The sequence below is a fragment of the Salmonella sp. SAL03688 genome (assembly GCF_046551895.1).
Lineage (GTDB): Bacteria > Pseudomonadota > Gammaproteobacteria > Enterobacterales > Enterobacteriaceae > Salmonella > Salmonella enterica.
Genome location: NZ_JBGDVI010000016.1, coordinates 49,566 through 69,866, shown reverse-complemented (window position 1 = coordinate 69,866; position 20,301 = coordinate 49,566). Strand labels below are relative to the sequence as shown.

The following is a 20,301-nucleotide window of genomic DNA, read 5'->3' as shown; positions in this document are numbered from 1 at the left end:
AATTATCCTCGTAGGGTCGCGGTTAAACCTTTTTGGCAGGCGTACTTCTGGGCAAAATCAAGTAACGCCGGCGCATCCAGTGGTTTATCCGGGGCATGATAGGGCTGACTGAGTAAGTGGTATTTATTGATGCCCAGCGTGTGGTAGGGCAGAAAATGAATTTCCCCGACGTGCAGTTCGTCGGCGGCAAAGTCGGTAATGGCTTTAATGGTCTCCTCATCGGCATTAAATCCCTGAATCAGCGGGACGCGAATCACCATTTTTTTGCCCGCGGCTGCGAGTTTCCTGAGATTTTCCAGCACCCGCGAGGCGCTGCCATCGGTCCACTGCTTAAACGGCCCGTCGGCGACATGCTTCAAATCAGCCAGAAACAGATCGATATAAGGCAGTGAGGGCGCAATGTATTTCCATGGAACATGCAGACAGGTCTCAACCGCTGTATGAATACCGGCGTCATGGCTGGCTTTAAACAGCTCTGCCGCCAGTTCCGGCTGCATAAACGGTTCGCCGCCGGAAAGCGTAAGACCGCCGCCGCTGCGATCGTAAAAAGGTTTATCGCGCAGTACCGTCGCCATGATCTCATCCACGCTTTTTATTTCGCCGCACACGGTTAACGCCTGTGTGGGGCAGCAATGCGCCAGGACTGAAAAATGGGCGTCGGTCAGTTTCTCGCGATGGATGAGCAGGCCGTTTAGCGCGCGCTCAATGACGTCCGGCGCGGCTTGCGCGCACAGGTCGCATCCTTCGAGACACAGCCGCGCGTCGTATAACAGATCCTGAGCGCGGGCGCGGCTTTCCGGGTTCTGGCACCAGCGACAGCCCAACGAACAGCCTTTGAGAAATACTACGGTACGGATACCGGGGCCATCGTGGGTAGAATAGCGCTGAATATTGAAGATCATAAACGGCCTCTCTTATTTCATATAAAGATTAAATTACTTTCGAATGAAAGTTATCTTGATGTGCGTCAACGAATGGAGAGGTTCTGACAAAGAGGCGTTAAATGAGGTACAACATCACGGTTTGAGGTTGTAGTATGGCGTTTAAGATGATGCCGCGCTGCTTGAGCCGATCGTCAGTCGGAGCTTGGGTAAGCTGGCTTTGCGTCTGATGACAGTAATTATCTGTTGATACAGCACGGCCATAAACCGTGCTTCGGTATGTTTATCCGTAAAGTGGCTACTGTCCGCAGACTTCACAGCCGGGGTTGCGTATCAACTTCATTTCGCGGAACTGACAGGTCATCGCATCGTACATGACGATTTTTCCGCTAGCGGGCTGACCGTAATGCGCCAGCAGCTTAATGGCCTCCATTGCCTGTAGCGAACCGATCACGCCAATCAGTGGCGCCATCACCCCTGCCTCTACGCAGGTCAGAGCGTTTTCGCCAAACAGACGGCTCAGGCAGCGGTAACAGGGTTCGTTTTCCCGATACGTAAAGACGGTAACTTGTCCTTCCATACGAATTGCCGCGCCGGAGATTAGCGGCACTTTCGCGGTATAGCACCCGGCGTTAAGTTGATTACGTACGCTAACGTTATCAGTACAGTCCAGTACCAGCGAATGCCCCGCAATCAGGCTGGTCATAGCGTCGTCGTCCAGCCGCGCGTTAACGGGCGTAATGGTAATATGCGGGTTGATTCGCGCCAGCGCGTCGCGGGCGGACTCTACCTTTGGCTGCCCGACCGTGGCGTCGCTGTGCAAGGTTTGACGCTGGAGATTGGAAACGGAAACGGTATCAAAATCGAGTAGCGTCAGTTGCCCGACGCCAGCGCCGGCCAGATACTGCGTTGCCGCGCAGCCGAGCCCGCCCAGCCCGACCACTAATACCCGCGCATCTTTTAACGCTTCCTGCCCTTCAAAATCGAAGCCGCGCAGAATAATTTGTCGGTTATAGCGCAGCATCTCCTGGTCGCTAAGTTCCGCCATTACAGGCCTCCGAACAGAGCATTAAACGGCTCGACTTCCACCCATTCTCCCGGCTCAACATTGCCGCGTTCACGCTCCAGCACAATAAAGCAGTTGCCCAGACTAAACGAGCTAAAAATATGTGAACCCTGGTGTCCGGTGGTCGTGACCTCCAGTTCGCCGTTGGCGCTACGTTGCAGGATGCCGCGCTGGAAATCGAGACGCCCCGGCGTTTTCTTCAGGCGAGATGTTGTGCGTACACGCTGGCGCGGCGGTACAGCGCTTGCCGTGTTGCCGCCAAGCTTCGCCAGTAAAGGCTGAACCAGTTGATAAAACGTGAGCGCCGCAGAGACTGGATTCCCCGGCAGGCCACAGAACCAGCTATTACTGAGTTTGCCGAAGGCAAACGGTTTGCCTGGCTTGATAGCCAGCTTCCAGAAGGCGATTTCGCCCAGCTCCTCAAGGATGGTTTTGGTATAGTCCGCTTCACCAACCGAGACGCCGCCGGAGCTTATCACTACATCGGCCTGGCTGTCGGCGTCGATAAATGCGGCGCGAAGCTTACCGGGATCGTCAGGAATAATGCCTAAATTGATCACTTCGCAGCCAAGCTGTTGCAGCATCAAATGTATAGTTAGACGGTTAGTGTCATAAATTTGTCCCGCCTCCAGCGGCTGGCCCGGAAGCTGGAGCTCGTCGCCGGTCGAGAACAGCGCTACGCGCACTTTACGTACAACCTGCGCATCGGCAATTCCCAGCGACGCCAGCACTGGCAATTCGGCAGTAGTCAGGCGCGTACCGGCCGGAAAGACCACCGCATCCTGGCGAATATCCTCGCCGCGGCGGCGGATGTTTTGTCCGCAACGAACATCGGCGGTAAAACGCACGCCGTCATCGGTTTGTTCCGTCTGCTCTTGCATAACTACCGCCTCGCAACCTGTCGGCACCGGGGCGCCGGTCATAATGCGAATGCAGGTGCCCGCAGGCCACTCTCCCTGGTAAGGCTGACCGGCAAATGCTTTGCCGGCGACGGGCAGCGGCTTATCGGCGGACAAATCCGCCATACGTACCGCATAACCATCCATAGCTGAATTATCAAAGCCGGGAACATCGAGGGGAGAAACGATATCGGTCGCCAGGATGCGGCCAAAGCAGTTCACCAGCGGCAACGTTTCTACGGCGGTGAGCGGGGTAATACGTGAAAGCATCTGGGTCAGCGCCGTTTCAAGCGGCATCAATCCGGCGGAAAATTCCATGAACATACTCCTGCGAGGCAAAATCGAATCCGGCTATTATGTCAGAAAACAGTGGCGGGCAGTATGCTACCTCGGTCTTAGAGACGGCCTTGCGCCTTTACATACCTTACGCATCTTTCTATATTCAAAAATCGAATGAATAACTCACAACAATTCTGATAGTTATAGTAAAAGTTGTGTGCCACCGTTAATGGACCCTAAAAATGAATAAAGCAGTGATTGCGATTCACGGCGGCGCAGGCGCGATTGCTCGCGCGCAAATGAGCCATGAGCAGGAGCTACGCTATATCCAGGCGCTGTCAGAGATTGTCGAAAGCGGGCAAAAGATGCTGGAAGCGGGTGACAGCGCGCTTGATGTAGTGACGGAAGCGGTGCGCCTGCTGGAAGCGTGTCCGCTCTTCAATGCGGGTATCGGCGCGGTCTATACCCGAGACGGAACTCATGAACTGGATGCCTGCGTGATGGACGGCAATACCCTGAAAGCCGGAGCCGTCGCGGGCGTGAGTCATGTTCGCCATCCTGTGCTCGCCGCCAGACTGGTGATGGAGCGCAGCCCGCATGTACTCATGGTGGGGGAAGGGGCGGAAAACTTTGCCTTTTCACAGGGGATGGCGCGCGTTTCGCCGGATATCTTTTCCACCCCGGCGCGTTACGAGCAATTGCTGGCGGCGCGTGCGGCGGGCGAAATGGCGCTCGATCACAGCGGCGCGCCGCTGGACGAAACGAAAAAAATGGGTACAGTCGGCGCGGTGGCGCGGGATAAATTCGGCAATCTGGCGGCGGCAACGTCTACCGGCGGGATGACCAATAAATTGCCCGGGCGCGTCGGCGACAGCCCGCTGGTCGGCGCCGGGTGTTATGCCAACAACGCCAGCGTCGCCGTTTCCTGTACCGGAACGGGAGAGGTCTTTATTCGCACGCTCGCGGCTTACGATATCGCCGCATTGATGGAATATGGCGGACTCAGCCTTGCCGACGCCTGTGAGCGCGTGGTGATGGAAAAATTACCGGCGCTGGGCGGCAGCGGTGGATTAATCGCCGTTGATCACGAAGGTAATGTCGCGTTGCCGTTTAACAGCGAAGGGATGTATCGCGCCTGGGGATATGCCGGGGATACGCCTACCACAGGAATTTACCGGGAATAAGGAGCCGCAGGTGCCGCACAGCGATGAACTGGATAGCCGCGATGTTCTGTCCGTCAGTGGCCTGAATATCGCGTTTCACCACGAAGGGCAACAGGTAGACGCCGTGCGTAATGTGTCATTACGCCTGAAGCGTGGAGAGACTCTGGCGATTGTCGGCGAGTCGGGCTCGGGAAAATCGGTGACGGCGCTGGCGTTAATGCGGCTGATTGAGCAGTCGGGCGCGAACGTGCGCTGCGGCGAAATGCTGTTGCGTCGGCGTAATCGCCAGGTGATTGAGCTGTCTGAGCAGAGTGACGCGCAGATGCGGCGTGTGCGCGGCGCGGATATCGCCATGATTTTCCAGGAGCCAATGACCTCGCTCAACCCGGTATTTACCGTTGGCGAGCAAATTGCCGAATCTATTCGTTTGCATCAGGGCGCCAGCCACGAAGAGGCGCTGGCGGAAGCGAAACGTATGCTCGATCAGGTACGGATCCCGGAGTCGCAGGCGATTTTATCGCGTTATCCGCATCAGCTTTCCGGCGGGATGCGCCAGCGAGTCATGATCGCGATGGCGCTATCCTGCCGTCCGGCGGTATTGATTGCCGATGAACCCACCACGGCGCTGGATGTCACTATCCAGGCGCAAATTCTGCAACTTATCAAAGTGTTGCAGCAAGAGATGTCGATGGGCGTGATTTTTATCACCCACGACATGGGCGTCGTGGCGGATATCGCCGATCGCGTGCTGGTGATGTATCAGGGCGAGGCCGTGGAAACCGGCAGCGTAGAGCAGATTTTCCATGCGCCGACGCATCCTTATACCCAAACGTTACTGGCGGCCGTCCCTCAGCTTGGCGCGATGCGCGGCCACTCGCTGCCACGCCGTTTCCCGTTGATTTCCGCTGACGAACCGGCCCTTTATGAATCGCAGATTGAGCAAGACACGGTGGTGGAAGGCGAGCCTATTCTCCAGGTTCGGGGGCTGGTGACGCGATTCCCGCTGCGTAGCGGTCTCTTTAACCGCGTTACGCGTGAAGTTCATGCCGTTGAGAATATCAGTTTCGATCTCTGGCCCGGCGAAACGCTATCGCTGGTGGGCGAGTCCGGTAGCGGAAAATCGACGACCGGACGCGCGCTGCTGCGGTTGGTTGAATCCCGGCAGGGGGAGATTATCTTTAACGGCCAGCGCATTGACACGCTGTCTGCGGGTAAACTCCAGCCGTTGCGCCGCGATATTCAGTGTATTTTCCAGGACCCTTACGCCTCGCTCGACCCGCGCCAGACCGTGGGGTATTCCATTATGGAACCTTTACGGATTCATGGTCTGGGGCAGGGGGACGCTGCGGCAAAGCGCGTGGCCTGGTTGCTTGAGCGTGTCGGATTACGTCCTGAACATGCCTGGCGTTATCCGCATGAGTTTTCCGGCGGTCAACGTCAGCGCATCTGCATAGCTCGCGCGCTGGCATTGAATCCTAAAGTGATTATTGCTGATGAGGCGGTCTCCGCGCTGGATGTTTCCGTTCGCGGACAGATCATTAATTTACTGCTTGATTTACAACGGGAAATGGGGATCGCCTACCTGTTTATTTCGCATGATATGGCGGTCGTGGAGCGAATTAGCCATCGCGTAGCGGTGATGTATCTTGGTCAAATTGTTGAGATGGGGCCGCGGCGCGCCGTTTTTGAAAATCCGCAGCATCCTTATACGCGTAAATTGATGGCGGCGGTGCCGGTTGCCGATCCTTCCAGACACCGGCCGCGGCGCGTTCTGCTATCAGATGATATACCCAGCAATATTCATAAACGTGGCGAAGAGACGCCCGCCGTTTCATTACAGTTGGTCGGGCCGGGACATTATGTCGCGCGGCCGCTGCAGGATAATGCGCTCTCGCGCTTATAACATTCAGACAGGCAGGGTTTCAGGAGAACAACATGACGCAATTTATTACGCATAAATGGCTGGCGGCGCTGGGACTGGCCTCATCCATTGCGGCTTTTCCGGCCCTGGCGGCCAAAGATGTGGTGGTGGCGGTAGGGTCTAATTTCACCACGCTCGATCCGTATGACGCCAACGATACACTCTCGCAGGCGGTGGCGAAGTCATTTTATCAGGGGCTGTTTGGCCTGGATAAAGACATGAAGGTAAAAAACGTCCTGGCGGAAGGCTATACCGTTTCTGATGACGGTCTGACCTACACCATTACCTTACGACAGGGGGTGAAATTTCAGGACGGCGCGGATTTTGATGCGGCGGCGGTGAAAGCGAATCTCGATCGCGCCAGCAATCCGGATAACCACCTCAAGCGTTATAACCTGTATAAAAATATCGCAAAAACGGAGGTTGTCGATCCGGCAACGGTAAAAATCACCCTGAAACAGCCGTTCTCCGCTTTCATTAATATTCTGGCGCACCCGGCGACGGCGATGATCTCGCCGCAAGCGCTGGAAAAATATGGCAAGGATATTGGTTTTCATCCGGTCGGTACCGGTCCATACCAGCTTGAAACCTGGAATCAGACCGACTTTGTCAAAGTGAAAAAGTTCGCCGGTTACTGGCAGCAGGGCTTACCCAAGCTGGATTCTATTACCTGGCGTCCGGTTACTGACAACAATACCCGCGCGGCGATGCTGCAAACCGGCGAAGCGCAATTTGCTTTTCCTATCCCTTATGAGCAGGCCGCGTTACTGGCGAAAAATAAAAACCTCGAACTGGTCGCCAGCCCGTCCATTATGCAGCGTTATATCAGTATGAATGTGACGCAGAAGCCGTTTGATAATCCTAAGGTGCGTGAGGCGTTGAATTACGCTATCAATCGTCAGGCGCTGGTTAAAGTGGCGTTTGCCGGATACGCCACGCCGGCGACGGGCGTGGTGCCGCCGTCGATAGCCTATGCGCAAAGCTATCAGCCGTGGCCCTATGATCCGGCTAAAGCGCGCGAACTGTTGAAAGAGGCGGGGTATCCAGACGGTTTCAGTACCACGCTGTGGTCATCGCATAACCATAGCACCGCGCAAAAAGTGTTGCAGTTTACCCAACAGCAACTGGCGCAGATTGGCATTAAAGCCCGGATAACCGCGATGGACGCCGGCCAGCGCGCCGCGGAAGTTGAGGGCAAAGGGCAAAAAGAGAGCGGCGTGCGAATGTTCTATACCGGCTGGTCGGCGTCGACGGGCGAAGCTGACTGGGCGTTATCGCCGCTCTTCGCATCACAAAACTGGCCGCCGACGCAGTTTAATACCGCTTTTTACAGCAACAAGCAGGTCGACAGCGATTTGGCGGCGGCCTTAAAGACCAACGATCCGCAGGAGAAAACACGATTGTACAAAGAGGCGCAGGATATTATCTGGAAAGAGTCGCCCTGGATACCGTTGGTGGTGGAGAAATTGGTTTCTGCGCACAGTAAAAATTTGACCGGTTTCTGGATTATGCCGGATACCGGTTTCAGCTTTGACGATGCGGATTTGAAGTAAGTAATGCGATGGGGCTGGATGGCGCGCGCGTTGTCCGCCATCCGGTAAAAGGTTCGTGTGATGCTTAACTATGTTCTCAAGCGCCTGCTGGGATTAATTCCTACGCTGTTGATTGTGGCAGTGCTGGTGTTTTTATTTGTTCATTTGTTGCCCGGCGACCCGGCGCGGCTGATAGCCGGACCGGAAGCCGACGCGCAGGTGATCGCGCTGGTTCGTCAGCAGCTGGGGCTTGATCAGCCGCTTCATGTCCAGTTTTGGCGTTACATCACCCATGTTTTACAAGGCGATTTCGGTACGTCAATGGTTTCCCGCCGCCCGGTTTCTGAGGAGATCGCCAGCCGCTTTTTGCCGACGCTGTGGCTGACGATAACCAGTATGATATGGGCGGTTCTGTTTGGCATGGCGATCGGCATCGCCGCCGCCGTGTGGCGTAATCGCTGGCCTGACCGGTTAGGAATGACGCTTGCCGTGACCGGCATTTCTTTCCCGGCTTTTGCTCTGGGAATGTTGTTAATGCAGATTTTTTCCGTGGATCTGGGCTGGCTACCGACCGTGGGGGCGGATAGCTGGCAACATTATATTTTACCCTCCCTGACGCTTGGCGCGGCGGTGGCATCCGTCATGGCGCGTTTTACGCGCTCCTCGTTTGTCGATGTCCTGAGCGAGGATTACATGAGGACCGCGCGGGCGAAAGGCGTCAGTGAAACGTGGGTGGTGTTAAAACATGGCCTGCGCAATGCAATGATCCCGGTCGTCACCATGATGGGACTGCAATTTGGCTTTTTGCTTGGCGGATCGATCGTCGTCGAAAAAGTGTTTAACTGGCCGGGGCTTGGGCGATTACTGGTCGACTCCGTCGACATGCGCGACTACCCCGTGATTCAGGCGGAAGTGCTGCTGTTTTCTCTGGAATTTATTCTTATCAACTTAGTGGTGGATGTCCTCTATGCCGCCATTAATCCGGCTATCAGGTATAAGTAAGGATGCGATTATTTAACTGGCGCCGTCAGGCGATTTTACATGCTATGCCGGTGGTAAAACCCGACCAGATACGCACGCCGTGGCGGGAGTTCTGGCGTCGTTTTCGCCGCCAGCATGTCGCGTTGGTCGCCGGGGGATTCGTACTGGCGTTAATTCTGGTGGCGATTTTTGCCCGTTGGCTGACGCCCTACGATGCGGAAAACTATTTTGACTACGATAGCCTGAACAATGGCCCCTCTTTGCAGCACTGGTTTGGCGTTGACTCGCTGGGAAGAGACATCTTTAGCCGGGTTCTCGTTGGGGCGCAGATCTCACTGGCGGCGGGCGTGTTCGCGGTATTTATCGGCGCGATAATCGGCACGGTGTTGGGATTGCTGGCGGGATATTATGAAGGCTGGTGGGATCGTTTCATTATGCGCATTTGCGATGTGCTGTTCGCCTTCCCCGGCATTTTGCTGGCGATTGCCGTTGTGGCGGTGTTAGGTAGCGGTATTGCTAACGTGATTGTTGCGGTGGCGATTTTCTCTATTCCGGCGTTTGCTCGTCTGGTGCGCGGAAATACTCTGGTCTTAAAACAGCAGACGTTTATTGAGTCTGCCCGCAGTATCGGCGCCAGCGACACGACGATTTTGTTTAGCCATATCTTGCCGGGAACTGTCTCGTCAATTGTGGTTTTCTTTACGATGCGTATCGGTACGTCAATTATTTCCGCGGCAAGCCTGTCATTTCTCGGATTAGGCGCGCAGCCGCCAACGCCGGAGTGGGGAGCGATGCTCAATGAAGCGCGGGCGGATATGGTCATCGCGCCGCACGTAGCGCTCTTCCCGGCGGTGGCGATTTTCCTGACTGTGCTGGCGTTTAACCTGTTAGGCGACGGGTTGCGCGATGCGCTGGACCCGAAGATTAAGGGGTAAGCCAGCCCGGTGGCGTTGACGCCTGGCGGGCCTGGAACGGGCTCGTCAGGCGGGATAACACATCCGGCACCCGCGCCGGGGGAGGTGGCGTTAAACCCGACTGCCCCACAAATCATATTCGTCGGCGTTTTCCACTTTCACGCGCACGATATCGCCCGGCTTGACGTTGGTTTCGCCGTTCAAATAGACCGCGCCGTCAATTTCCGGCGCATCCGCCATGCTACGCCCGATAGCGCCTTCTTCGTCAACCTCATCGACGATCACCAGAATTTCGCGGCCCACTTTTTCCTGCAAGCGCTCAGCGGAGATTTGCTGTTGCAGTTGCATAAAGCGGTTCCAGCGTTCTTCTTTCACCTCTTCCGGCACCTGATCCGGCAGCTCATTCGCGCCTGCGCCTTCCACCGGGCTGTACTTGAAGCAGCCTACACGATCGAGGCGCGCCTCTTTCAGGAAGTCGAGCAGCATCTGGAAGTCTTCTTCCGTTTCGCCGGGGAAGCCGACAATAAAGGTGGAGCGTAGGGTCAGTTCCGGGCAGATTTCGCGCCACTGCTTAATGCGCGCCAGCTGGCGGTCAACGGAACCGGGACGTTTCATCAGTTTAAGAATCCGCGGGCTGGCATGTTGCAGCGGAATGTCCAGATAAGGCAGGATTTTGCCTTCCGCCATTAGCGGAATCACATCATCAACGTGTGGGTAGGGGTAGACGTAGTGCAGACGTGTCCAGACGCCCAGTTTTGATAACTGCTCGCACAGGCTCACCATACTGGTTTTCACCGGTTCGCCATTATGGAATCCGGTGCGGTGCTTCACATCTACGCCGTAGGCGGAGGTATCTTGCGAAATCACCAGAATCTCTTTGACCCCGGCATCAACCAGACGTTTCGCTTCGCTTAATACGTCGCCAATCGGACGGCTGACCAGATCCCCGCGCATCGACGGGATGATGCAGAACGTGCAGCGGTGATTACAGCCTTCAGAAATTTTCAGATACGCATAATGGCGCGGCGTCAGTTTTACACCCTGTTCCGGTACGAGGCTTAAAAATGGATTGTGCTTCGGCTTCGGTACGTAATGATGTACGTGCTGCAGAACTTGCTCATAGCTATGCGGCCCGGTGATTTCCAGTACTTTCGGATGCACTTCGCGGATCTGATCTTCTTTTGCGCCCAGGCAGCCGGTGACGATTACCTTACCGTTTTCGTTCAGCGCTTCGCCAATGGCTTCCAGCGACTCTTGTACCGCGCTGTCAATAAAGCCACAGGTATTAACGATAACCATATCCGCATCGTCATAGCGTGGCACAACGTCATAGCCTTCGGTACGCAGCTCAGTCAGGATGCGTTCCGAATCAACGAGGTTTTTCGGACAGCCCAGGGAAACGAAGCCGATCTTTGGCTGGTGGGTTACATTACTCATAGCTTAAAAAGTGTTCATTTATTGGAATGGTCAGGGCAGGGATTCTACAGATATCCGAACAAAAATTGTATCGCAATCTCATCGGGAGCGGCGGCATCAACCGTTGTGGTTATCAGCAAAAGGTGAAAAAGGGCAATTCTAAGAAAATTCTTGATCTCTGACACCCCTTTGTCTAAAAAACGACCATACTATTAAGTTGAACCCTGGTAGAAAAGAGGAGGAAAAAAGGTATGGTCGTTGACAGACTGAGAACCGATCTTCTCAACAAGCTGATAAACGCGCGTATCGATCTTGCCGCTTATCTGCAATTGCGAAAAGCGAAGGGGTATATGTCAGTCAGCGAAAGTGACTCTCTGCGTGACAATTTTTTTGAACTGAATCGCGAGCTCCACGATCAATCCTTACGGCAGGGACTGCATCTCGATCAGGAAGAGTGGAACGCGCTGCGCCGTGCCGAAGGCGCGCTTGCAGCCGCCGCCGTTTGTTTAATGAGCGGACACCATGATTGTCCGACCTTTATTGCCGTCAACGCAGATAAACTTGAAAACTGTCTGACAACTTTGACGCTGAGTATTCAGAGTCTGAAAGCACATTCACCGCTTACACAGGTCTGAACAAGGGGAGGCGACTCCTGAGGAATCCCCAGCAAACCAGGACAGGCATAGTGTTATGTGATCTAATTGATTGTGCTAACACTTTCAAGGAAATCATCACTATGCCTGCTCGTTCATTATGCCAAAAATCCTTTAAAAATATACTGGAGCCTTTGCACCTTTACCGCCGTCAATCTCTGATTGAGGCTACCAGTGTAGTGATTAACGGTGCATCTCTTACACTTATTCAGTATTGGGCGTGATTTGTCAGGAGTAGCATCGGTCAGGCACAAGATAAAACGTATCGATCGACTTCGGGGAAAGTCTCACTTGCAGAATGAAGTTTCAGATACTTTTTCAGCGTGTTACTAAAAAATCACGGAGGGAATGACCCGGGTTGTCATGCTCTCCTATATGCCAGCCTGTTCTCCGCCAAAGGTGACTAAATTCGGTTCACCAGACAATCGTTGATGTTCTTAGGGAACGGTATAGTCGAATTCACTCCTGAAACAGGTACGGAATGTCGGCCGTTTACTATTCTGAAACGTTATTTATATCAAATAATTAAATTTTATTTTTATCTTTGTTATTGTAACAATAAATTACATGTTTCTTTCTGTTATCAGCGAACCTGAACCAATTTTAATGGGGGGTTAGATAAAAGCTAATTCAGAAAATTATTTTTTTAAGATATATTGAATTATCAGATGCTCCATTCAAATGAGAGACGAGAATGCAAACGTTAGAACGGTTTTTTCTTTTCGTTACGGGGGACCAACCTGAACGATTTGAAAAAGCAAATAGCAGTTGTGCTGATAGCGTAATCCTTGATTTAGAAAATGCGGTGTCATCTGAGAAAAAAATAATTGCCAGAGAAAATGCTCTGAATTTCATGAGTAATGATGAAAAAGTACTGATTGCTGTACGTGCAAAAATTGTAATAACTTCACGCCTGGCTGGATCATATCCTTCTGTTGACGGTATCACAACTGAATTTATGAAAAACGAGTTGACAATACAAAATGTTATTCACTCCTGTAAAATGGGGTTCAGTGGCAAGGTATGTATTCACCCTCCACAAATTTCACATGTAAACAGAGCATTCAGCTATTTAAAACAAGAAATCGAGTGGGTTCTCCAGATTATGCGACTGGCTCAATATCCCCATGGAGCGTTCAGTCATGAAGGGCAAATGGTGGATAAACCGTTACTGGAAAAAGCAAAAAGGATTTTGGCTCATAGCATTTAGTAAATATATGAAGGAGTCACCAATGAAAGCTTTAGTTTGTGTAAAACAAGTTGTCGATCATAACGTTAGAATTAGAATAAAGCAAGATCATTCTGATGTTGATATTTCTGATTCAAAACTCAGTATCAATCCATTTGATGAAATTGCAGTTGAAGAAGCAGTACGTTTAAAAGAACGGGGATTAATCAGTGAGGTTGTTGTAGTGTCTATAGGAAACACAGGTGTAGGGGACGTATTGCGTACAGCACTGGCAGCAGGGGCAGACAGGGCAATACACATATTAACAAAAAACTCTCTTACACCACTAATTGTGGCCAAAACTATCACCGCTATTACCCGGAATGAAAAACCCGATATTATATTATTAGGCAAGCAAGCTATTGACGATGATTGTAATCAGGTAGGCCAAATGCTGGCAGCATTACTCGATCTTCCCCAAGCCACTAATGTTAGTGAAATTACTATTTCTGATAATTCATTAACTGCTGTTCGTGAGGTTGATGGAGGATTAGAAACGTTAAATTTATCCCTGCCTGCAGTACTCACTACAGATCTACGTCTGAATACACCGAGGAATATCAGTTTGCCGAATGTTATTAAAGCCAAAAAGAAACCTGTTAAGGAGATAGATTTCGATTCACTTGGTATTAACCCGTCATCCAGATTGACTATTATCAAAGTTGATGAGCCAGCAAGAAGGAAAGCAGGCATAATCGTTCCAGATATTAACACGCTGCTAGATAAATTAAAAAACGAAGAAAAAGTAATTTAAGGAGAAAAATATGGCTTCTTTAGTTATTGCTGAACATAACGGCAATACTCTTTTACCTTCAACACTCAGTACTATCACTGCGGCAAAAGCCATTAATAGTGATATAGATATACTTATGTTAGGATATGGTATAGAAAGTATTGCAGTTAAAGCCAGTCATATTCAGGGGATATCCACTGTATTTGTTGCTGACAGCCCACTATTCGAACACCTTCTGGCAGAGAATGTGGAAAAACAGATCAGCTATTTTTTGAATAGTGGGAAAAATCATTATCAGTCCATTCTTTTTCCTGCAAGCTCTTTTGGAAAAAACTGTGCGCCACGCTTAGCAGCAAAACTTGATGTATCTCAGATTAGTGATATTACGCGTGTCATTGATCAACATACCTTTGAACGTCCAATCTATGCGGGTAACGCTATTGCCACAGTACACAGTGATGATGAATATAAAGTGATAACTGTTCGTCCTACCTCATTTGCGGCTGCGGCTGCGGTTGCGGAAGATGAGGGAAAAGCCCCCATTGAATTTACAGAGGTTGTTCTTGGTTCAGATCAGGTAAAATTTATTAGCCAACATGTTAATAAAAGTAACCGTCCAGACTTACAATCCGCCAGAGTTGTAGTATCAGGTGGACGAGGAGTAGGAAGTGCACAGGCATTCAAAGAACTTGTTGATAACCTGGCAGATAAATTAGGCGCTGCCGTGGGGGCAAGCCGGGCTGCTGTAGATGCTGGTTATGCACCAAATGATTATCAGATTGGCCAGACCGGAAAAATCGTTGCGCCTCAACTTTATATTGCTCTGGGAATTTCTGGCGCCATACAACATCTTGCCGGGATGAAAGAGTCAGGCGTCATTGTCGCTATTAATAAGGATCCTGACGCTCCTATCTTTTCTATTGCGGATTATGGTTTGGTAGCTGATATTTTCAAAGCTGTACCTGAACTTATCGATAAATTATAAATCATATTTTTTCCTCCTTAAAGGTAACTTTTATGCAATATACTGATATTCAAATTTGGCAGCCTGGCATTCTGCGCAACACCGATTATCTTAACCCCGGTCCCGCTAAGCTGCTGGCCGCCACTCTGGATAAAGACATCAAAATCTTTAAAGAGGGGGGCGTTCTGCCAGAATTATGGCACTGGCTCTATTTTCTTCCTGTCGACCGCCAGTCAGATCTATCTGCTGATGGTCATCCGATAAAAGGTCATTTTCTACCCCCTGTTGGCGCTGGTTTATTGAGGAAAAAATTATGAAAAGTATTGAAAAGGATAAATATCAGGATATTCGTGATGCGGTTCGTTCATTATGTAGTGAATTTGATGATAAATATCACCGTAAGATAGATGAAGCAAAAGCCTATCCTGAAGAGTTTGTTAATAAACTAACCAAAGCTGGTTGGCTGGCTGCGCTCATCCCGGAGGAATTTGGAGGGTCAGGCCTTGGTTTAACTGAAGCATCTATTATCATGGAAGAGATCAATAGATCGGGTGGAAACTCTGGAGCCTGCCATGGTCAGATGTATAACATGAATACGTTGTTACGTCATGGATCCGATAAACAGAAAGAATTCTGGCTGCCACGGATAGCTACTGGTGAATGGCGCCTGCAGTCGATGGGCGTCACAGAACCCACAGCAGGTACAGATACCACCAGAATTAAAACTACAGCTGTAAAAAGAGAAGACCGGTATGTGATAAACGGACAAAAAGTCTGGATTTCACGTGTTCAACATTCAGACTGGATGATTCTTCTGGTTCGAACTACTCCGCTTGCAAATGTAAAACGTAAATCCGAAGGGATGTCTATTTTCATGGTTGATATTAAAGAAGCTATGAAAAATGGAATGACAGTACGACCTATTCCCAATATGGTCAATCATGAAACCAACGAGCTCTTTTTTGACAACCTGGAAATTCCCGAAGAAAATCTTATTGGTGAAGAGGGTATGGGTTTTCATTACATACTTGATGGTTTAAATGCAGAGCGTACCTTGATTGCGGCAGAATGTATAGGCGATGGATATTGGTTTATGGATCGTGTTACCCGCTATACCTGCGAGCGTGAGGTTTTTGGTCGTCCCATTGGTCAGAACCAGGGGGTGCAGTTTCCTATTGCAGAAGCATTTATTGCAGTGGAAGCGGCTAATCTGATGCGTTTTAAAGCGTGCGAGCTTTTTGATCAGCATCTTGATTGTGGAGCACAGGCTAATATGGCGAAATACCTTGCTGCGAAAGCCAGCTGGGAAGCAGCCAATGCCTGCCTGCAATTTCATGGTGGATATGGTTTTGCCTGTGAGTATGATATCGAACGAAAGTTTAGAGAAACACGTTTATATCAGGTTGCTCCCATATCTACCAACCTGATCCTGAGCTATATCGCTGAGCATGTGCTGGAGATGCCACGTTCATTCTGATGTCAAATCAATTGGAAAAATATTATGAAACAGTTACCTCTGTCCGGAGTCATTATAGTCTCGATTGAACATGTCATTGCCGCTCCCTTCTGTACCCGACAGTTGGCTGATTATTTCTCGCGGGTAACTATAATAGAATGCCAAGAAAATAGGGACTTTTCCTGCAATTATGATGAACGGCTTAAAAATGATTTGTGTATATTCTTTTTCATCTGAGGGAGAAAGATAAATATAAATGTTATGGAATGCTTCATCATCACCGACATTTTTTTTATAGTTGATAACTGGCTATATAGTCTTATAGGCACCTTTTTCTAAGGTTGAACATTCCTATACCATTTCATCTGTTTTATCACTATGATATTTATTTCATTGGTTACAATATGAATGCAATTTTATTTACATAATATAGCTGTTCCTACGGTGCTGAAAAATTAAGGGGTTAATAATGAACGATACACTTTCTAATACCCAGCAATCACGTGAGACAATAGAATGTGATGTTCTTATTGTGGGAGCAGGACCCGCCGGATTATCTGCAGCTCTTAAACTTAAATTACAGGCAAATGACGCAGGAAAAGAACTGTCCATTATCGTCCTTGATAAAGGAGCTGAGCCTGGTTCTCATATTCTCAGTGGGGCAGTCATGGATCCCCGAGCGCTGAATGAACTAATTCCTGATTGGCAGGAAAGAGGCGCACCCATTAAACAGCCTGTTACTCAGGATAAATTACTGTTACTGACGAATGAAAAATGTATTAATTTGCCGGATGCATTGATTCCTGATAATTTTCGCAACCATGGAAACTTTATCGTAAGCCTCGGTAATCTCATTAAATGGCTCGCCGGTCAGGCAGAAACGTCAGGCGTGGATATTTATGCAGGCTTTTCGGCAACTGAGATACTGTATGATCAGGATACTAACATTATCGGTGTAGTAACTGGTGATATGGGACGTCATCGGGATGGCAGCAAGAAAGAGGGGTTCCAGAGTGGAATAGAAATTCTGGCAAAATATACAATTTTTGCCGAAGGGGCCCGCGGTAGTCTGGCTAAAGAACTGATCAAAAAATTTCATCTTGATACAGGCAAAGCACCCCAGAGTTTTAGCATAGGCATAAAAGAGTTGTGGGAGGTTCCATCAGACCAGTCCCATCCGGGGCTTGTAATTCACACCACAGGTTGGCCTCTGGATAAAGAGTCGTTCGGGGGTGGGTTTCTCTATCATCTTAATGATAATAAAATTGCACTAGGTTTGGTTGTGGGACTTGATTATTCAAATCCCTGGTTAAGCCCTTTTCAGGAAATGCAGCGCCTGAAAACACACCCTTCTATACGCAAATACATTGACCGGGGTAAGCGTATTGGTTATGGCGCAAGAGCAATCAATAACGGCGGGATTGCGTCTATGCCTGATCCCTGTTTACCTGGTGGTCTGCTGATTGGTTGTAATGCCGGTACGCTCAATGCAAGTAGAATCAAGGGCATCCATACAGCTATCAAAAGTGGTATGATAGCGGCTGACGCTATATTTAATGCTTTGCTGGACAACAGGAAAAACGACATACTGACAGAATATCAAACATTACTGCGACAGAGCTGGCTTTGGCAGGAACTGGAAAATGGTAGTAATTTCAAACCCTGGTTTAAAAAAGGGCGTGTGATAGGTTTTATCATGACTGGCATTGAGCATTGGCTGCTTCCCCGAATGGGTATAAAAAAAATCCCCTGGCGTGTAAAAAATAACCGACCGGACAATATCACTCTGCAACCGGCCAACAAAAGCCAGAAAAAACTGTACGACAAACCTGACGGTAAACTGACGTTTGATATTTTGTCATCCGTCTATCTCAGTAACACCTGGCATGATGACGACCAGCCAGTACATTTGAAAATCAGTGATCAGAATATCCCTATATCAATTAATCTGGATATTTATGGTGGCCCCGAAGAACGATATTGCCCTGCCGGAGTATATGAATTTTTACAGGATAGTGAAACACAAAATATGCGTCTGCAAATAAATTCACAGAACTGTATTCACTGTAAAGTTTGTGACATTAAAGATCCTAAACAAAATATAACCTGGACTACGCCTGAAGGTGGCAACGGACCAAATTATACAGGGATGTAACGCTATCACTCAGTCTGAGCTGTGAGCATAGTAACCAGTTTTTGTGTGAAGCCGGGTAATTTGTCAAAGCTTCTGGCGCAGATTTGTAATTTTCTTAATGACCAAAATTCATCAAGATCAATAATCGAAAATTCATGCAACTGACGCAAACGGGATGCAGCAGAGTGAGGCATTATACCAATGCCCACTTTTGCTTCAACCATACGGCAAAATGTTTCAAAGTTGCCGACCTGTATTCTAATTTTCAGTTTAGATGGTACTAGTTCTGCCTTTTTTCGGATAAATTCAAACATTCCTGTCCCTTCAGGCAGGCTGATTTGTTCATATTGAATTAACTCATGAAAGGTCACGCTTTTTCTGTCAGCAAAGGGATGGTCTGTCGCGGTGATAAGCACTAGCCTATCAGTACGGAACGGCAGTATTTCAAGATTATCTGTTGTAATATTACCAGCAACAATTCCGAGATCAGTTTTCCCCTCAATAACAGAACGTACAATTTCCGGACTTGGATACTCCCTGAGATCAATATTCACATCGTTATATAGTGTAAGGAAATGGCTCAACAATGGGGGGAGATACTCTGCAATAGCAGTTATACTGGAAAATATTCTGACATGTCCTTTGATGCCTTTAACATGCTCCTGCATATCGCTACGTAACATTTCCATTTGATTCACAATAAGGCTGGCGTGGTGTTTAAATATTTCACCAGCAGAGGATAACGTTATCCCCTTGCTACTACGATACAGCAATCTCAGATTGATACTCTGTTCAAGATTACGTATACGCACGCTACCAGATGCGGCAGACATGTAAGTTTTTTCCGCTCCACGTGTTAAGCTCCCTTCTTCACTGATAGCAAGGAATAATTTTAAATCTTTTATATCAAAGTGCATCGTTGTGGCTCATAATTAACGTATAATACAGTGTGCTGCTTTTTTATAGGCTCAGTCAGACTGAGTATTTCGGCCTATCCGAATTCCTGTCACGTCGAGATAACTACAAAATGTAGGCTGACGGTGTCACCGCCCTACCATGATCCGGGGCGGATCTGGTAGGACGCTGGTGACCGCTGACAGGGGGTCAGGTCAGACATATTGTCGGAACCGTTGTAACGTAGATGCTAATACCTGCTCCCCGTGGTCATCAGGTTAACCCGTTTACAGCGGTTTTTTCAGCCCCGGCAGATTTATCATAAACTGATCACCGTAAATATGTGGAATCAGCCAAGTAAAGAACAGATTGGCAAACGCCACCACAAACAATGATACGCCTCCATAGGTCAATAAAGCGCATACAAGAATAATCATCGGCATGGCTTTGTTCTGGCCCACCATACAGGTCACAGCACTGACAATTGAGTAGTAAAAACCAGCAAATTCAATCAGCTTGCCAAATACTGCACCCAGCAGAAAGACAGGAAAATAAAGTTTTACAAAACCGATCAACTTATCCATAAATATATCACTGAAAACCGGGGCGACCGTCACTGGATGGGTGAACAGAACTGCGCCAAGTGCTACCAGCGGAGCAAAAAGGATCACACTGTAACCACGATAAGCGACCAGCATCAGTAATGAATACATTCATTGTCTTATCTCGCTAGCATGACTACCCATTTTATCCATGTTATGCAACAGCTTGTGTCATATTTTTCCGATCTCCATTTTAGATCAGACAGGCTATTACTCAGGGATTCCGGCGCGAAGAATGGAACATACTCTAAAAAGTACTCGGCGGATTCAAGTCGGTATCACTCCGTTAATAATCTTTATTCTCGACCCGCTGCATGTTGATTTTACGGTTAAACGCCGTTCTCTTATTCATCGCAGGAGTAAACCATCATGACATGCAGTGAAATCCCCAGAAAACGATCATGTATTCAATCGGTGATTATCGTTTCGAATACCGACTTTTATCGCAGGATTTATGATGGCTAAAGTCGATGTGAAATGCCCGTTTTGCGCGCAAACGGCATCCGTTAAAAAGTATGGTCCGGGGAGTGCAGGGCACCAGCATTACCGCTGTCAGGCATGTTGCCGCAGCTTTCAGGTCGACTA

The 20,301-nt window shown here is 49.3% G+C and carries 18 protein-coding genes and 2 pseudogenes; 14 read left to right on the top strand and 6 right to left on the bottom strand.

Translation table 11 applies throughout. The features are described from left to right. Nucleotides 1–2 precede the first annotated feature (2 nt). The 3 genes from ACLJR2_RS16350 to moeA all read right to left on the bottom strand — a co-directional run bounded on the left by ACLJR2_RS16350 (nucleotide 3) and on the right by moeA (nucleotide 3,164). The gene (locus ACLJR2_RS16350; RefSeq protein ID WP_000576954.1) at nucleotides 3–902 is read right to left on the bottom strand and encodes a glycyl-radical enzyme activating protein; all 900 of its coding nucleotides are present in this window, start codon (nucleotides 900–902) and stop codon (nucleotides 3–5) included. Between the two features lie 277 nt (nucleotides 903–1,179). Continuing rightward, a complete protein-coding gene (moeB, locus tag ACLJR2_RS16345) occupies nucleotides 1,180–1,929 on the bottom strand; it encodes a molybdopterin-synthase adenylyltransferase MoeB (protein ID WP_000829278.1) in 750 nt (249 codons plus the stop codon). Continuing rightward, nucleotides 1,929–3,164: a molybdopterin molybdotransferase MoeA gene (moeA, locus tag ACLJR2_RS16340; protein ID WP_000395782.1), complete on the bottom strand. Its 1,236-nt coding sequence runs from the start codon at nucleotides 3,162–3,164 to the stop codon at nucleotides 1,929–1,931. The genes moeB and moeA overlap by 1 nt, the downstream gene beginning before the upstream one ends. Nucleotides 3,165–3,367: 203 nt before the next feature. Between moeA and iaaA the strand changes: the two genes are divergently transcribed. The 5 genes from iaaA to gsiD are packed head-to-tail and all read left to right on the top strand — an operon-like array spanning nucleotide 3,368 to nucleotide 9,657. Continuing rightward, nucleotides 3,368–4,309 carry a beta-aspartyl-peptidase gene (gene iaaA / locus ACLJR2_RS16335; protein ID WP_001030503.1) on the top strand — a complete coding sequence of 314 codons (942 nt, stop codon included), beginning with the start codon at nucleotides 3,368–3,370 and terminating at the stop codon, nucleotides 4,307–4,309. Between the two features lie 10 nt (nucleotides 4,310–4,319). Then, nucleotides 4,320–6,191 carry a glutathione ABC transporter ATP-binding protein GsiA gene (gene gsiA / locus ACLJR2_RS16330; protein WP_001120598.1) on the top strand — a complete coding sequence of 624 codons (1,872 nt, stop codon included), beginning with the start codon at nucleotides 4,320–4,322 and terminating at the stop codon, nucleotides 6,189–6,191. A 32-nt stretch (nucleotides 6,192–6,223) separates the two neighbouring features. Beyond that, the gene (gsiB, locus tag ACLJR2_RS16325; protein ID WP_000191427.1) at nucleotides 6,224–7,762 is read left to right on the top strand and encodes a glutathione ABC transporter substrate-binding protein GsiB; all 1,539 of its coding nucleotides are present in this window, start codon (nucleotides 6,224–6,226) and stop codon (nucleotides 7,760–7,762) included. A 60-nt stretch (nucleotides 7,763–7,822) separates the two neighbouring features. Further along, nucleotides 7,823–8,743, top strand: a complete 921-nt coding sequence (gene gsiC, locus ACLJR2_RS16320; RefSeq protein ID WP_000936067.1) for a glutathione ABC transporter permease GsiC — start codon at nucleotides 7,823–7,825, stop codon at nucleotides 8,741–8,743. 2 nt (nucleotides 8,744–8,745) lie between these two features. Next, nucleotides 8,746–9,657, top strand: a complete 912-nt coding sequence (gene gsiD, locus ACLJR2_RS16315) for a glutathione ABC transporter permease GsiD (RefSeq protein WP_001236024.1) — start codon at nucleotides 8,746–8,748, stop codon at nucleotides 9,655–9,657. A gap of 90 nt (nucleotides 9,658–9,747) precedes the next feature. On the opposite strand, the gene rimO is transcribed toward gsiD, so the two are convergent. Beyond that, a complete protein-coding gene (rimO, locus tag ACLJR2_RS16310) occupies nucleotides 9,748–11,073 on the bottom strand; it encodes a 30S ribosomal protein S12 methylthiotransferase RimO (RefSeq protein WP_000073317.1) in 1,326 nt (441 codons plus the stop codon). 230 nt (nucleotides 11,074–11,303) lie between these two features. Between rimO and bssR the strand changes: the two genes are divergently transcribed. From bssR to ACLJR2_RS16270, 8 genes and pseudogenes are all read left to right on the top strand, one after another. Beyond that, nucleotides 11,304–11,687: a biofilm formation regulator BssR gene (bssR, locus tag ACLJR2_RS16305; RefSeq protein WP_000259648.1), complete on the top strand. Its 384-nt coding sequence runs from the start codon at nucleotides 11,304–11,306 to the stop codon at nucleotides 11,685–11,687. A gap of 101 nt (nucleotides 11,688–11,788) precedes the next feature. Continuing rightward, a pseudogene (locus ACLJR2_RS16300) lies at nucleotides 11,789–12,074 on the top strand (IS4 family transposase); the annotation flags it as partial. Between the two features lie 325 nt (nucleotides 12,075–12,399). Next, the gene (locus ACLJR2_RS16295; RefSeq protein ID WP_001534229.1) at nucleotides 12,400–12,915 is read left to right on the top strand and encodes a CoA ester lyase; all 516 of its coding nucleotides are present in this window, start codon (nucleotides 12,400–12,402) and stop codon (nucleotides 12,913–12,915) included. Between the two features lie 22 nt (nucleotides 12,916–12,937). Further along, nucleotides 12,938–13,687, top strand: a complete 750-nt coding sequence (locus ACLJR2_RS16290) for an electron transfer flavoprotein subunit beta/FixA family protein (protein WP_001523061.1) — start codon at nucleotides 12,938–12,940, stop codon at nucleotides 13,685–13,687. 10 nt (nucleotides 13,688–13,697) lie between these two features. Beyond that, nucleotides 13,698–14,651, top strand: a complete 954-nt coding sequence (locus ACLJR2_RS16285; protein ID WP_000157772.1) for an electron transfer flavoprotein subunit alpha/FixB family protein — start codon at nucleotides 13,698–13,700, stop codon at nucleotides 14,649–14,651. Nucleotides 14,652–14,683: 32 nt separating this feature from the next. Beyond that, nucleotides 14,684–14,947: a hypothetical protein gene (locus ACLJR2_RS16280; protein WP_001528824.1), complete on the top strand. Its 264-nt coding sequence runs from the start codon at nucleotides 14,684–14,686 to the stop codon at nucleotides 14,945–14,947. Continuing rightward, complete coding sequence (locus ACLJR2_RS16275) at nucleotides 14,944–16,107, top strand: acyl-CoA dehydrogenase family protein (RefSeq protein ID WP_000835387.1); 1,164 nt, start codon at nucleotides 14,944–14,946, stop codon at nucleotides 16,105–16,107. Before ACLJR2_RS16280 ends, ACLJR2_RS16275 begins: the two co-directional genes overlap by 4 nt. A 448-nt stretch (nucleotides 16,108–16,555) precedes the next feature. Next, nucleotides 16,556–18,241: an electron transfer flavoprotein-ubiquinone oxidoreductase gene (locus tag ACLJR2_RS16270; protein WP_001000306.1), complete on the top strand. Its 1,686-nt coding sequence runs from the start codon at nucleotides 16,556–16,558 to the stop codon at nucleotides 18,239–18,241. A 5-nt stretch (nucleotides 18,242–18,246) separates the two neighbouring features. Here ACLJR2_RS16270 and ACLJR2_RS16265 read toward each other — a convergent pair whose 3' ends face one another. Then, nucleotides 18,247–19,137: a LysR family transcriptional regulator gene (locus tag ACLJR2_RS16265; protein ID WP_000545330.1), complete on the bottom strand. Its 891-nt coding sequence runs from the start codon at nucleotides 19,135–19,137 to the stop codon at nucleotides 18,247–18,249. 264 nt (nucleotides 19,138–19,401) lie between these two features. Next, nucleotides 19,402–19,827, bottom strand: a complete 426-nt coding sequence (locus ACLJR2_RS16260; protein ID WP_000287108.1) for a GntP family permease — start codon at nucleotides 19,825–19,827, stop codon at nucleotides 19,402–19,404. A 343-nt stretch (nucleotides 19,828–20,170) separates the two neighbouring features. Between ACLJR2_RS16260 and ACLJR2_RS16255 the strand changes: the two are divergent. Next, nucleotides 20,171–20,266, top strand: a pseudogene (locus tag ACLJR2_RS16255) (IS1 family transposase); the annotation flags it as partial. Nucleotides 20,267–20,301 lie beyond the last annotated feature (35 nt).

Bases quoted from the DNA above. Each gene is read 5' to 3' on its own strand.
- ACLJR2_RS16295 (WP_001534229.1), top strand. From the start codon at position 12,400: ATGCAAACGTTAGAACGGTTTTTTCTTTTCGTTACGGGGGACCAACCT.
- ACLJR2_RS16290 (WP_001523061.1), top strand. From the start codon at position 12,938: ATGAAAGCTTTAGTTTGTGTAAAACAAGTTGTCGATCATAACGTTAGA.
- moeA (WP_000395782.1), bottom strand. From the start codon at position 3,164: ATGGAATTTTCCGCCGGATTGATGCCGCTTGAAACGGCGCTGACCCAG.
- ACLJR2_RS16350 (WP_000576954.1), bottom strand. From the start codon at position 902: ATGATCTTCAATATTCAGCGCTATTCTACCCACGATGGCCCCGGTATC.
- gsiB (WP_000191427.1), top strand. From the start codon at position 6,224: ATGACGCAATTTATTACGCATAAATGGCTGGCGGCGCTGGGACTGGCC.
- ACLJR2_RS16275 (WP_000835387.1), top strand. From the start codon at position 14,944: ATGAAAAGTATTGAAAAGGATAAATATCAGGATATTCGTGATGCGGTT.
- moeB (WP_000829278.1), bottom strand. From the start codon at position 1,929: ATGGCGGAACTTAGCGACCAGGAGATGCTGCGCTATAACCGACAAATT.
- gsiD (WP_001236024.1), top strand. From the start codon at position 8,746: ATGCGATTATTTAACTGGCGCCGTCAGGCGATTTTACATGCTATGCCG.
- bssR (WP_000259648.1), top strand. From the start codon at position 11,304: ATGGTCGTTGACAGACTGAGAACCGATCTTCTCAACAAGCTGATAAAC.
- gsiC (WP_000936067.1), top strand. From the start codon at position 7,823: ATGCTTAACTATGTTCTCAAGCGCCTGCTGGGATTAATTCCTACGCTG.
- ACLJR2_RS16270 (WP_001000306.1), top strand. From the start codon at position 16,556: ATGAACGATACACTTTCTAATACCCAGCAATCACGTGAGACAATAGAA.
- ACLJR2_RS16280 (WP_001528824.1), top strand. From the start codon at position 14,684: ATGCAATATACTGATATTCAAATTTGGCAGCCTGGCATTCTGCGCAAC.
- iaaA (WP_001030503.1), top strand. From the start codon at position 3,368: ATGAATAAAGCAGTGATTGCGATTCACGGCGGCGCAGGCGCGATTGCT.
- ACLJR2_RS16265 (WP_000545330.1), bottom strand. From the start codon at position 19,137: ATGCACTTTGATATAAAAGATTTAAAATTATTCCTTGCTATCAGTGAA.
- ACLJR2_RS16260 (WP_000287108.1), bottom strand. From the start codon at position 19,827: ATGTATTCATTACTGATGCTGGTCGCTTATCGTGGTTACAGTGTGATC.
- ACLJR2_RS16285 (WP_000157772.1), top strand. From the start codon at position 13,698: ATGGCTTCTTTAGTTATTGCTGAACATAACGGCAATACTCTTTTACCT.
- rimO (WP_000073317.1), bottom strand. From the start codon at position 11,073: ATGAGTAATGTAACCCACCAGCCAAAGATCGGCTTCGTTTCCCTGGGC.